Annotated in this window: 10 protein-coding genes and 1 riboswitch; all 10 genes read right to left on the bottom strand. The window is 30.4% G+C overall.

Annotation, left to right across the window (positions count from 1 at the left end):
• Positions 1-360: 360 nt before the first annotated feature.
• The 10 genes from Q0Y03_RS02480 to glmM all read right to left on the bottom strand — a co-directional run bounded on the left by Q0Y03_RS02480 (position 361) and on the right by glmM (position 13,462).
• Positions 361-1,668, bottom strand: coding sequence for an NCS2 family permease (locus tag Q0Y03_RS02480; RefSeq protein ID WP_297712258.1), 1,308 nt, complete (start codon positions 1,666-1,668; stop codon positions 361-363).
• A gap of 129 nt (positions 1,669-1,797) precedes the next feature.
• Positions 1,798-1,899: riboswitch (purine riboswitch) on the bottom strand.
• A 233-nt stretch (positions 1,900-2,132) separates the two neighbouring features.
• The gene (locus Q0Y03_RS02475) at positions 2,133-3,056 is read right to left on the bottom strand and encodes a type II CAAX endopeptidase family protein (RefSeq protein WP_297712257.1); all 924 of its coding nucleotides are present in this window, start codon (positions 3,054-3,056) and stop codon (positions 2,133-2,135) included.
• A 171-nt stretch (positions 3,057-3,227) separates the two neighbouring features.
• Entirely contained in the window at positions 3,228-4,232 is a 1,005-nt protein-coding gene (ilvC, locus tag Q0Y03_RS02470) for a ketol-acid reductoisomerase (RefSeq protein ID WP_297712256.1), read from the bottom strand.
• A 74-nt stretch (positions 4,233-4,306) separates the two neighbouring features.
• On the bottom strand, positions 4,307-5,989 hold the full coding sequence (ilvB, locus tag Q0Y03_RS02465) for a biosynthetic-type acetolactate synthase large subunit (RefSeq protein WP_297712255.1): 1,683 nt from the start codon (positions 5,987-5,989) through the stop codon (positions 4,307-4,309).
• A gap of 109 nt (positions 5,990-6,098) precedes the next feature.
• Positions 6,099-7,757, bottom strand: coding sequence for a dihydroxy-acid dehydratase (ilvD, locus tag Q0Y03_RS02460; protein ID WP_297712254.1), 1,659 nt, complete (start codon positions 7,755-7,757; stop codon positions 6,099-6,101).
• 166 nt (positions 7,758-7,923) lie between these two features.
• Positions 7,924-8,994: a 3-isopropylmalate dehydrogenase gene (gene leuB / locus Q0Y03_RS02455; RefSeq protein ID WP_297712253.1), complete on the bottom strand. Its 1,071-nt coding sequence runs from the start codon at positions 8,992-8,994 to the stop codon at positions 7,924-7,926.
• Between the two features lie 116 nt (positions 8,995-9,110).
• Positions 9,111-9,605: a 3-isopropylmalate dehydratase small subunit gene (gene leuD, locus Q0Y03_RS02450; RefSeq protein ID WP_297712252.1), complete on the bottom strand. Its 495-nt coding sequence runs from the start codon at positions 9,603-9,605 to the stop codon at positions 9,111-9,113.
• Between the two features lie 14 nt (positions 9,606-9,619).
• Positions 9,620-10,879, bottom strand: a complete 1,260-nt coding sequence (leuC, locus tag Q0Y03_RS02445) for a 3-isopropylmalate dehydratase large subunit (protein ID WP_297712251.1) — start codon at positions 10,877-10,879, stop codon at positions 9,620-9,622.
• A gap of 72 nt (positions 10,880-10,951) precedes the next feature.
• Positions 10,952-11,464 carry an acetolactate synthase small subunit gene (ilvN, locus tag Q0Y03_RS02440; protein ID WP_297712250.1) on the bottom strand — a complete coding sequence of 171 codons (513 nt, stop codon included), beginning with the start codon at positions 11,462-11,464 and terminating at the stop codon, positions 10,952-10,954.
• 654 nt (positions 11,465-12,118) lie between these two features.
• Positions 12,119-13,462 carry a phosphoglucosamine mutase gene (gene glmM / locus Q0Y03_RS02435; RefSeq protein ID WP_297712249.1) on the bottom strand — a complete coding sequence of 448 codons (1,344 nt, stop codon included), beginning with the start codon at positions 13,460-13,462 and terminating at the stop codon, positions 12,119-12,121.
• Positions 13,463-13,551 lie beyond the last annotated feature (89 nt).

The raw sequence follows: 13,551 nt of genomic DNA, 5'->3' as shown, positions 1-13,551 counted from the left end.
TAGGCTTACACCATCCCTAAATCGCTTTAAATTAAAATTCTATTTACTGCTCCTCTTCAGCGCAATTGCTATAATTATTTTTAACAAACTACAAATTAATTATACAGACTCAAATTATTCTTGTAAAGTATTTATGATATTTCACTTAATTATTAATCCTTATTACCACTAAAATATTATATATATAAATCTGTTATATAAAAAATTCAATTCGCAAACTGTGTGTTTCCATTACTTCTAAAAGTTATCTACAATTATTTATCAAATATAATTCCCTAAAGAATAAAAAAATAAATATAAATGAAATTATATTGAAAAATAACTCCACTTATATTTATTAAAAATCTATTTATTTCTTTATTATCTTACTGCAAAATATATTATAAATAATACTGCTAAAACATACATAACTGGATGTATTTTTTTAGCTTTTCCTTTAAATATCATAAGAACTACATATGATAAGAACCCGAATGCAATCCCTTCCCCAATGCTGTAAGTTAAAGGCATTAATATTACAGTGAAAAATGATGAAATTGCAACTTCTGGTTTTTCCCATTCAATTTCCTTAAGATTACTACACATTAATGATCCAACTAAAATAAGGGCTGGTGCAGTTACTGCTGAAGTAATTACTGTAAGTAGCGGTGAGAAGAATAATGAAATTAAAAATAATATTCCTACTACAACACTTGAAAATCCTGTTCTTGCACCTATTGCTACTCCTGATAATGATTCAACATAAGCAGTAGTATTAGTAGTTCCAAATATTGCTCCTATACAAGTAGCAACTGAATCTGCAAGTAATGCCTTAGACCCATTTTCAACTGACCCATCTTTTTTAAGTAATCCAATCTTTGAACCAACTGCAACTAATGTACCTGCTGTATCAAAGAAATCCATAAATAAGAAAGTAAAAACAACTAATATCATTTGTGGATTAAATATATTTCCTATGTTTTGAATTGCCACTCCAAATGTAGGTGCCATTGATGGTGGCATTGATATTATTGAAGTTGGAATATCTATTAATCCAAATATCATACCAACAACTACAGTGACAGCCATTCCAATAAATATTGCTATATTAGATCCTCTAACCATTAATATTGCTATTACAATAAGACCAAATATTGAAAGCAATACTGTTGGATTTGTTAAATCCCCAAGCCCTACAAATGTTGCTTCATTTGCCACAACTATTCCTGCATTTTTTAAACCAATAAAAGCTATAAATAATCCGATTCCTGCACTTACCGCTAATTTTAAATTTGTTGGTATTGCTTTAATGATTAATTCTCTTAATCCTGTTGCTGATATTATTAAGAATATTACACCTGATGCAAGTACTCCTGATAATGCTGTTTGCCAAGGAATGTCCATTCCTATGCATACACTATATGCAAAGAAAGCATTTAACCCTACTCCTGGTGCTAATCCCATTGGAAACTTTGCAAATATACCCATTATTAATGTACCAATTGCTCCAGATAATGCTGTTGCAACAAAGACACTTTTTTCTGGCATCCCTGCTTCTGCTAAAACACTAGGAATTAAAAATAGAGCATATGCCATTGTTAAAAATGTTGTTATTCCTGCTATTGTCTCCGTCTTAAAACTTGTTTCTTTTTCTTGAAAATTAAAATATTTAGATATGAAACTTATCATTTACTTACTCCTCCATGCATTTTTCTGTAATCGCAATATTTATCGCATGTTGAGTATAAACTTTAATATGTAAATTAGTAAATATTTTTTATTTATATGTTTAATATAATATTTAGATTTGAGTATTATCTTTTATATAAAACATATCGTAGTCAAATCATTTATGGTGATTTGGTAGAAACTGTTGGACCTTATTTCCAACTTTATACGATAAACACGACTACCTTTTAATTATATGAATAATATTAATACAAATACGAATGTTTGTCCATATTTTTTAGTTATTTTCCATAAATATTAGTATTTTCTCACATTAATGTTCGTATTTTTTAATATTAACCTCTTTTTTATATAGCTATTATATATAATAAAGGGAATATCCTATATTTTTAGATATCCCCTTTAAATAATAATATTATTTTTAAAATTTATTTCTTAAGTACTTAACAATTTTTATATTTATTTTACATAGACAATATGGATATCATAGAAAACAAGCAAATTGCTACATATAATATCATTCCTACATTAATCCAAATAGTTTTAAATTCAGTTCCTTTTTCTAATTTAATTTCACCATCTAATAGAGATATATTTTTTCTATTTTTTATTATTAGTACTAAACCTACTATTACTATTGCTAATAACACAAGACCTACACAACCAACAACTACTAAATTACTACCATCACCAATTACTGCTGGTAAAATAACGCTTCCCATTATATTTACAACTATATGAAGTATTATTGAATATTTTATAGTTCCTGTTTTTAATGTAATATAAGCAAAAATCATACCTAATGCTACTGCATAGAAAAATTGCGAGAAATTCCCATGAAATAATCCAAATAGAACTGCAGTTGTTATTATTGTAACTTTATCCCCATATCTTCTTAGCTTATTAAGCATTACACCTCTAAACATCATTTCTTCAATTATAGGAGATAATATTCCTGCAAAAATTAATGACCATATCCAATTGCTTCCTTCAAGCATATTTACTAATGGATTTGTAACTTCACTACCTTTAATTACAGCTATCAACATCATAAGAAGATTAGTCAAAAAATTAACTATATATACTACACTATAAGACATAACACATATTTTTATAATTTCCAAAACTCCAAGTGTTCTGCTTTCCCTTTTTTCTTCTTCAGGTAAGTTTTTAATCATAAAATAAAATACAGGAAATCCTATTAAATAAAAACTAATTGCAATTGATGCATAACTTATCCATGTAGCTGATAATAACTCCTGATTAATTACTCCAATAATCCCCAAAAACGTTACTTGAATTACACTTACTAAAATCATTGTAACAAAAGTAGCAAGTCCAATTCTATTAAATACCTTTTTATTCTCTACTTTAACTTTTAATTCCATATAAACCTCTCCTTAATTTTATATCTTTACACTTAACATTTTACCATTAATTAACATCTTTATAAAGCTACTTCATTTTACTTTCTAAAATACTAGAAAAAAAGGCTATATTCAGAATGAATTTATTAATTCACTCTGATACAGCCCCTTAAATTTTATAAACTCAATTTACTAGTCTAATTTCTTAGTATCAATCCAAGACATCATTTCTCTTAATTCTTTACCAACCTTTTCAATCGGATGTTCAGCTTCCATTCTTCTTATTGCATTAAATTGTGGTCTACCAACTTGGTTTTCCATTAGCCAATTTCTTGCGAAAGTACCATCTTGAATTTCAGTTAATACCTTCTTCATTTCTTTCTTAGTTTCATCAGTAACAATTCTATTACCAACCATATAATCTCCATATTCAGCAGTATCAGAAATAGAATATCTCATAGCAGCCATTCCACCTTGATACATTAAATCAACAATAAGCTTCATTTCATGTAAGCATTCAAAGTAAGCATTTTCTGGAGCATATCCTGCTTCAACTAAAGTTTCAAATCCAGCTTTTATTAATGCTGTACATCCTCCACAAAGAACTGCTTGCTCCCCAAATAAGTCTGTTTCAGTTTCATCTTTAAATGTAGTTTCTAAAACTCCAGCTCTTGCTCCACCAATACCATTTGCATAAGCTAATGCTAATTCTCTAGCTTGTCCTGTTGCATCTTGATGAACAGCTATTAAGCAAGGAACTCCTGAACCTTCAGTATAAGTTCTTCTTACCATATGTCCTGGCCCTTTTGGTGCAACCATAAATACGTCAACATCTGCTGGTGGAACTATTTGTCCATAATGAATGTTAAATCCATGAGCAAATACTAAAGCATTTCCTGCTTCTAAGTATTGCGCAACTTCTTCTTTATATAACTTAGCTTGCTTTTCATCTGGTACAAGCATCATTACAACATCAGCACTCTTTACAGCATTAGCAACTGTTGCTACCTCTAACCCAGCTTCTTTAACTTTATTCCAAGATTTACTTCCTTCATATAATCCTACTACTACATCTACTCCACTTTCATGAAGATTTAATGCATGTGCATGACCTTGGCTACCATAACCAATTACTGCAACTTTTTTTCCTTTTAATAAATCTAAATTTGTGTCCTTTTCATAAAACATTTTTGCCATCTTTATACCCCCGATTTATTTATTATTTTTATTTATAAAATTTGCTACCATTATATCTATGATAGAAATTTAGATTAACATTCTAAGTCTTCTTCATTTATTATTTGATGAATTGGTGCACCTGGTGCCACCATAGGAAATACCTTTTTATCGCTATCTATCATGTAATCAATAATTACAGGTTTATCTATAGCTAATGCTTCATTTAATACATTTTCCAACTCATCTCTTTTTTCAACTCTAAAGCCAACTCCTCCAAAAGCTTCTGCAAGTTTAACAAAGTCAGTTGCTCTATCTAGAGTAGTTTGTGAATACCTTGCTTCATAGAAAAGACTTTGCCATTGTCTAACCATTCCTAAAGCATTGTTATTCATTACAATAACTTTAATTGGAATATTATATTTAACTGCTGTTGCAAATTCATTGCAATTCATTCCAAAACTTCCATCTCCAGCAATATTAAATACAGTTTTTTCTGGATTAGCAACCTTAGCTCCTATAGCAGCTCCTAATCCAAATCCCATTGTGCCAAGACCTCCTGATGATATTAATGTTCTTGGAGTTTTAAAGTTAAAATATTGAGCTGTCCACATTTGATGTTGTCCAACTTCTGTTGACAAAATAAAGTTGCCTTTATCCATATCGCTAAGTTTTTCAAATAAAAATTTTGGAGTTAATTCTTCTCCATCATCCCTACCATTCTTAGTTAATGCTAAAAGTTTCAGTTCATCTACAGTATTTAACCATTCTTTATTTTTCTTCTCATTTAATAAAGGTATCAATTTCTGTAGTACAATTTTTATATCTCCTATAATAAATGAATCAACTTTTACATTTTTATTTACTTCAGCTGGATCAACATCTATTTGTATAACTTTAGCATTATTAATAAATTCTCTATCACTTATTACTCTATCGCTAAACCTTGCTCCCAATGCAATTATCAAATCACATTTTGTAGCTAAAATATTAGATGCATTACTTCCGTGCATTCCTATCATACCTGTATTTAATCTATGTTCAGAAGGAATTGCTCCCCTACACATTAAAGTTGTTGCTACTGGTGCATTTAATTTTTCAGCAAAATTAATTAACTCCTCTGTAGCATTAGCATTAATAACTCCACCACCTGCATAAATAAGTAGTTTAGAAGATTCATTTATATATTTTGCAACTTCTGCCAAAATTGACTCTGTTACATGCTTAATTTTAGGTTCAGCCTCTAATGATTCTAATTCTTTATACTCTGTTTTATCAGCTGTTATATCTTTTGGTATATCTATTAAAACTGGCCCTGGTCTTCCTTCTCTAGCAATATAAAATGCTTTTCTAATTGTTTCTTGTAAATTATTAATATCCTTAACTATAAAATTATGCTTTGTTATAGGCATTGTTATACCTGTTATATCAACCTCTTGAAAACTATCTTTACCAAGCAAATCTTTCGATACATTTCCTGTTATAGCAACTAAAGGGATAGAATCCATATAAGCAGTTGCTATTCCTGTAACAAGATTAGTTGCACCAGGTCCTGATGTAGCTATACAAACGCCTACTTTTCCAGTAGATCTTGCATATCCATCTGCCGCATGAGCTGCATTTTGCTCATGACAGGATAAATAATGTTTTATTTTATCCTTATATTTGTATAAATAATCATAAATATTTAATACTGCTCCTCCAGGATATCCAAAAACAGTATCAACACCCTCATCTAATAAAGATTTAACAAGAATTTCAGCTCCTGTTAATAACATTTAACTAACCCCCTTTATTTAATTGCAAGTGCCAATTTACAAATTGCAAGTTATAAGTTTAGGAAACCTTCTATCTTTTATTCTTATTATTGTCACTTTCAAGTTGTCGCTACTTATACACTGCTCCTGTACTTGCTGAACTTACTAACTTAGCATATCTTGATAAATATCCTTCTTTAACCTTTGGTTCTACTGGTTTTAATGCTTCTCTACGCTTAGCTAATTCCTCATCGCTTACAAGTAAATCTAAATTTCCATTTAATATATCTATAGAAATAATATCTTCATCTTGTACTAAAGCAATATTTCCACCTTCAGCTGCTTCTGGTGATACATGTCCTATAGCTGCTCCTTTTGTTGCCCCACTAAACCTTCCATCAGTTATAAGCGCTACTGACTTATCTAATCCCATTCCACAAATTGCTGAGGTTGGTGATAACATTTCTCTCATTCCAGGTCCACCCTTTGGTCCCTCATATCTAATTACTACAACATCACCTTCAACTATTTTCTTTCCTAAAATAGCTTCTATAGCCTCTTCTTCAGAATTAAAAACCTTAGCTGGCCCTTTATGTTTTAACATTTCCTTAAGTACTGCAGATCTTTTAACCACAGCTCCATCTAAAGCTAGATTTCCTTTTAAAACTGCAATTCCACCAGTTTCACTGTATGGTTCTTCAATGTGTTTTATTACTGAATAATCTAAAACTTTAGCATTTTCTATATTTTCTCCAACAGTTTTTCCTGTTGCTGTAATACAATTTAAATTTAATAAATTCTTTTTGTTTAACTCACTCATTACAGCTCTTATTCCACCTGCTGCATATAAATCTTCAATATGAGTGTCAGATGCAGGTGCTAATTTACAAAGATTAGGTACTTTAGATGACATTTCATTTATAATCTCTAAATTTATAGGAGATTTTGCTTCATTTGAAATAGCCGTTAAATGTAATACACTATTTGTTGAACATCCAAGAGCCATATCTACTGTTAAGGCATTTTTTATAGATTCTTCAGTAATTATATCTCTTGGTTTTATATCTTTTTCTAAAAGATTCATTACTGCCATACCAGCATATTTTGCAAGTCTAATTCTTTCTGAATAAACAGCTGGTATTGTTCCATTTCCAGGTAAAGCAATTCCTAATACCTCACATAAACAATTCATAGAATTTGCTGTAAACATTCCTGAACATGATCCACATGTAGGGCATGCTTTTTCTTCTAAGTCAGCTAAATCTGACTCTAACATTAAACCACTTTCCACAGATCCAACTGCTTCAAACATTGTAGATAAAGAAACTTCTTTATCTTTGAATTTACCAGCTAACATTGGACCACCACTTACAACTACTGATGGTATATTTAACCTTAAAGCTGCCATAACCATTCCTGGAACTATCTTATCGCAGTTTGGTATAAATACTAATGCATCAAAAGCATGAGCCTTTGCCATACATTCAATAGAATCTGCTATAAGCTCTCTTGTAGCTAAAGAATATTTCATTCCTTCATGTCCCATTGCAATACCATCACATACTCCTATAGTTGGAAATACTAATGGTGTTCCACCAGACATTAATACACCTTTTTTTACACCCTCAACAATTTTATCTAAATTTACATGACCTGGAATTATATCATTTTGAGATGTAACAACACCTATTAAAGGTTTATTTATTTCTTCATCAGTTAATCCTGATGCCTTAAATAATGATCTATGCGGAGCCTTTGTGACTCCTTTTTTTACTACATCACTTCTCATTTAAATCCCTCCGTAATTAGTTTTAAGTGACAAGTTTCAAGTAGCAAGTTTTCGGAGTAAATTTAGTTAATACAAAATTATATATTTTAGAAACTCCCCTAGGAGTTTCTTCCTTAACTTATCACTTGTCACTTGCAACTTGTCACTCACCAAATCTTGTCAATTACTAAATTCTCTCTACAACAAGATCTCCCATTTCCTTAGTCCCAATAAGAATAGTACCTTCACTTTTAATATCTCCTGTTCTATAACCTTTTTCTAAAACTTTAACTACTGCATCTTCTATATCTTTTGCTTCACTTTCTAAATTAAAGCTATATCTTAACATCATAGCTGTAGAAAGAATTGTTGCTAATGGATTTGCTATTCCTTTTCCTGCTATATCAGGTGCAGAACCATGTATTGGTTCATACATTCCTAAAGTACCTTCTCCTAAAGATGCTGAAGGTAACATTCCTATTGATCCAGTAATCATGGATGCTTCATCTGATAATATATCTCCAAACATATTTGAAGTAACAATAACATCAAATTGTCTAGGATCTTTAACTAACTGCATAGAAGCATTATCAATATATAAATGATTAACTTCTACGTCTGGATAATCCTTAGATATTTCTTCTACTACACTTCTCCATAATCTAGAGCTTTCTAATATATTAGCTTTATCAACGCTTGTTAACTTCTTATTTCTTTTCATAGCTGTATCAAAGCCTATTTTTACTATTCTTTCAATTTCTTCGACATTATATCTTTCAGTATCATATGCTGAAACTACTCCATCAACAACCTCTCTACCTCTCTCACCAAAGTAAATTCCTCCAGTAAGTTCTCTTACAACACAAATATCAATTCCATCCCCAATTATTGTGTCTTTCAATGGTGATGCTTCTTTTAATGCTTTATATAAAAGTGCTGGTCTTAAATTACAATATAAATTTAATCCACCCCTTAATCCTAATAAAGCTTGTTCTGGTCTAACTTTTGCATTAGGATCATCCCACTTTGTTCCTCCAACAGCACCTAAAAGTACTGCATCACTTTTTTTACAAACCTCCAAAGTCTTGTCTGGTAATGGTGTTCCTAAACTATCTATTGCACATCCACCAGCTTGTAAAAATTCAAACTCAAAATTATGACTATATTTTTCCCCAATTTTACTTAATATTTTTATTGATTCATCTATAACCTCTGGACCTATTCCATCTCCTGGTATAACTGCTATATTAAAATTCATAAAATTTCCCCCTTATTGAATTTATAAACTAAGTAAAGCTAATTATTTTTAATCTATAACATGCACTTAACTTACTTTTTATGCTTATTACTTCATATTTTAAATTTATTAATTCATTATTTTTCTTGAGAATTTTTTATATATCCTATAAGACCATTGCTATTTATTATTTTTTGCATAAACTCAGGGAATGCCTCCCCTTGGTATTCCTCATTTTTAGTTAAATTTTTAATAACCCCAGTATCAAAGTTTACTTCTAACTTATCCCCAGCTTCGATACTTTTAACCGCTTGATCACATTCAAGAATTGGTAAACCAATATTAATAGCATTTCTATAAAAAATTCTTGCAAAAGTTGAAGCTATAACACAACTAATTCCACTTTCTTTAATTGCTATAGGTGCATGCTCCCTAGATGAACCACATCCAAAGTTTTTATTTGCAACTATAATATCTCCTTCTTGAACTTCCTTTGCAAAATCTAAGTCTATATCTTCCATACAATGTGATGCTAATTCTTTCGCATCTGATGTATTTAAATATCTTGCAGGTATAATTACATCTGTATCTACGTTATCTCCATATTTAAAAACTCTTCCTGTTGCTTTCATATTTATTTACCCCCTTAAAGCGTTTCCGGATCCGTTATTTTTCCTGTTATTGCTGAAGCTGCTGCAACTGCTGGACTTGCTAAGTAAACTTCTGATTCAACATGTCCCATTCTTCCTACAAAGTTTCTATTAGTAGTTGAAATTGCTCTTTCACCTTTAGCTAATATACCCATATGGCCTCCTAAACATGGACCACAAGTTGGTGTAGAAACAACTGCCCCTGCTTCTACTAAATCCTTTATTATTCCTTCTTCTAGTGCTTGTAAATAAATTTTTTGAGTTCCTGGGAATACTATACATCTAACTCTCTTATTTACTTTATTCCCCTTTAAGATATCTCTAGCAACTCTTAAATCTGATATTCTTCCATTTGTACAAGACCCTATTACAGTTTGATCAATTTCTATATCACCAACTTCATCAATAGTTCTTGTATTATCCGGTAAGTGTGGGAAAGAAACTGTTGGTCTTAAAGTAGATAAATCTATTTCATAAACTTCATCATATTCAGCACCTTCATCAGCTTCATATACCTTCCACTCTTTCTTTCCATGTTCTTTTAAATACTCAATTGTCTTCTCATCTACTGGGAATATACCATTTTTTCCACCAGCTTCAATAGCCATATTTGCCATTGTAAATCTGTCATCTATTGATAAGTAATTAAGTCCATCTCCGAAGAATTCCATTGATTTATATAAAGCACCATCTACGCCTATCATTCCGATAATATGAAGTATTACATCTTTACCACTTACCCATTTTGATGGTTTCCCTTTTAAAACAAACTTTAATGCTGAAGGAACTTTAAACCAACACTTTCCTGTTGCCATTCCAGCCGCCATATCAGTTGAACCTATTCCTGTAGAGAAGGCTCCTAATGCCCCATAAGTACAAGTATGAGAATCTGCACCAATAACTACATCTCCTGCAACTACTAAACCTTTCTCTGGCAATAAACAATGTTCTATTCCCATTTCTCCTATTTCAAAAAAGTTACTTATTCCCTTTTCTCTTGAAAACTCTCTAATAAATTTACACTGCTCTGCAGCTTTTATATCTTTATTAGGTGTAAAATGATCTGGAACTATTGCTATCTTATCTTTATCAAATACCTTTTTTACTCCAAATTTTTCAAATTCCTTTACTGCAACCGGTGAAGTAATATCATTGCCTAATACTAAGTCTAAATTTACTTCTATTAATTGCCCTGCTTTTACACTTTCTAATCCTGCATGTGCAGCTAATATTTTTTGTGTCATTGTCATTGCCATAAATTTTCCCCCTTTAAAAATATGCTTTTGCTTTTCTTTCGATATCTTTTATAAGCTTATAATCTATATAAGTTAATTAAATATTTCACAGTAATCTGTTATGTAATTAGCTCCCCTTTCTAATGCACATACTCCTGTTCTTACTAACTCCTTTATTTCATACTCCTCTAAAAGCCTTATAAGAGCACTTATTTTACTCTCATCTCCTGTTAATTCAATAGTCAATGTTTCTGGCGAAATATCTATTATTTTGCTCCTAAATATCTTTACTACTTCATTTACTGCTGCTCTTTGTTCAGCATCAGCTTTAACCTTAATAAGTACTAACTCCCTGTATACTGAATTATCAAATTTTAAATTTAATACCCTTAAAACATCTTCTAACTTATTTAACTGTTTAGTGAATTGTTCTAAAACATCTTCATTCCCATTTAAGGTAATAGTCATTCTTGAAATCTCTGGATTTTCAGTTCTTCCAACAGTCAAACTATCAATATTAAATCCTCTTCTTGCAAATAATCCTGAAACTCTTGTTAATACTCCTGAAGAATTCCTAACTAAGACAGATAAAACATGTCTTTCCATTTCAATACCCCCAATGAAATAATTTGTAATTATTGAATAAAATGGTCCTAAATTAGGTAAAAAAAATCCCACCCTTAATGATAAAATCATAACGGTAGGATAAAATTCCTCATCATTAATATCACTAGGCTCAAACAAACCCTTGCATTTAACGGTGCTTACCGGTAACTCCCTACTTACTATTAACTAATGTTCAGGAGACAGCTCAAGAGTGATCGTTATTTAGTTAAAGTATCCATTCGCAGCATCCATGGACTCTCTGAAACTTTTTTTATCTAAATAAACATCTCTATCACAGCTTTTATTTCTCAAAAGAAATTCCAAAATATTCTATTGTTAATATATTACTCTTTACTTTAATACTCTGTCAATATACTGTTTCTATTTTTAGTAAATTAATTATATTTTTTACATTTTATTTATTATTTTTAATATTAATTTAATATTTTACTACTTTTATTATTAAATTAATATCTCTATCAAATAAATAATATCGTATTAATAATATGTAATTTCTTTAATAAAAACTAATGTATTCCATGTTTTACTGATATCATTTTTAATTTTATTTATATTTTTTATAATAATATAATAATAAATTCATAAATTTCAAAAAAAATTAATGCTCTTACGAACATTAATTTTTTTATCATATTAAATTTTGCTTAATATTAAATCTACTAAGCTATTTGCCATTTCATTTATTTCTTCTTGATTTTCCCCTTCAAGCATAACTCTCACTAATGGCTCAGTTCCTGATGGTCTTATAAGAACTCTACCAACACCATTAAGCTTAGCTTCAACAGCATTTATAGCTTCAATTATTTCTGCATCTTCTAAATAAATATTTTTCTTTTCATTTGGAACTTTAGCATTAACTAATACTTGTGGTAATTCCTTCATTACTCCAGCTAACTCACTGAAAGTCTTACCACTTTCCTTAAGTATTGCTGCAACTTGAAGTGCAGTAACTAATCCATCTCCAGTAGTATTGTGATCTAAGAATATTATGTGACCTGATTGTTCACCACCTAATATATAGTTTTCATTAAGCATCTCTTCAAGTACATACCTATCTCCAACTTTAGTTTTAACTAAATTAATTCCTTCTCTTTTAGTAGCAATATCTAACCCTAAATTACTCATTACTGTAACTACTAAAGTATCATCATTTAATTTTCCAGCTTCTTTTAAAGCTTTTGCACAAATAGTTAATAAGAAATCACCATTTATCATATTTCCTTTTTCATCAACAGCTAAACATCTATCTGCATCTCCATCAAAAGCAAATCCAATATCACAATTCTTTCTTACAACATAGTCCATTAACTCTTCCATATGAGTTGAACCACAATTTTCATTTATGTTATTTCCATCTGGGTTATCGTTAATTACATAAACTCTAGCACCTAAAGCTCTAAATGCTTTAACTGCTGCTTTATATGCCGCACCATTTGCACAATCTAAGGCAACTCTAAGCCCTTTTAAATCAGTTTTAATTGTACCCATTGCATAATCTATATACTCTCTTAATGCTGTTTCCTCAGTATATGATCTTCCAACATCTCCACCAACTGGACTTGGAACTCCTTCAAAATTACTTTCTATTACAGCTTGTATTTGATCTTCTAATTCATCAGATAATTTATATCCTCTTCCATCAAAAAACTTAATTCCATTATATTCAACTGGATTATGAGATGCTGAAATCATAACTCCTGCATCTGCATTATACTCTCTTGTTAAATGAGCTACTGCTGGTGTTGGAACTACACCTAAAATTACTGCCTCTGCTCCAACAGAAAGAATACCTGCAACTAAAGCAGCTTCTAACATATCTCCTGATATTCTAGTATCCTTAGCAACTAATATTTTAGGTTTATGTGTTCCTTCTGTTAATACAAAAGCACCAGCTCTACCTAAAGCGTAAGCTAAATCTGCAGTTAATTCTGTATTTGCTATTCCTCTTACTCCATCTGTTCCGAACATTCTACTCATATATAATACCTCGCTTATTCATTTCGATTTAACTCTTATAGTATATCCTTTATTCCCATTTTTTACAATAGCATATAGCCTTACCTTTA

It is taken from the genome of Clostridium sp. (assembly GCF_026168755.1).
Classification (GTDB): domain Bacteria; phylum Bacillota; class Clostridia; order Clostridiales; family Clostridiaceae; genus Clostridium.
This window is presented reverse-complemented; position numbering and strand designations above follow the sequence as displayed.

Coding starts and splice junctions, on each gene's coding strand:
- Q0Y03_RS02480 (WP_297712258.1), bottom strand. CDS start 1,668: ATGATAAGTTTCATATCTAAATATTTTAATTTTCAAGAAAAAGAAACA.
- Q0Y03_RS02475 (WP_297712257.1), bottom strand. CDS start 3,056: ATGGAATTAAAAGTTAAAGTAGAGAATAAAAAGGTATTTAATAGAATT.
- ilvC (WP_297712256.1), bottom strand. CDS start 4,232: ATGGCAAAAATGTTTTATGAAAAGGACACAAATTTAGATTTATTAAAA.
- ilvB (WP_297712255.1), bottom strand. CDS start 5,989: ATGTTATTAACAGGAGCTGAAATTCTTGTTAAATCTTTATTAGATGAG.
- ilvD (WP_297712254.1), bottom strand. CDS start 7,757: ATGAGAAGTGATGTAGTAAAAAAAGGAGTCACAAAGGCTCCGCATAGA.
- leuB (WP_297712253.1), bottom strand. CDS start 8,994: ATGAATTTTAATATAGCAGTTATACCAGGAGATGGAATAGGTCCAGAG.
- leuD (WP_297712252.1), bottom strand. CDS start 9,605: ATGAAAGCAACAGGAAGAGTTTTTAAATATGGAGATAACGTAGATACA.
- leuC (WP_297712251.1), bottom strand. CDS start 10,879: ATGGCAATGACAATGACACAAAAAATATTAGCTGCACATGCAGGATTA.
- ilvN (WP_297712250.1), bottom strand. CDS start 11,464: ATGGAAAGACATGTTTTATCTGTCTTAGTTAGGAATTCTTCAGGAGTA.
- glmM (WP_297712249.1), bottom strand. CDS start 13,462: ATGAGTAGAATGTTCGGAACAGATGGAGTAAGAGGAATAGCAAATACA.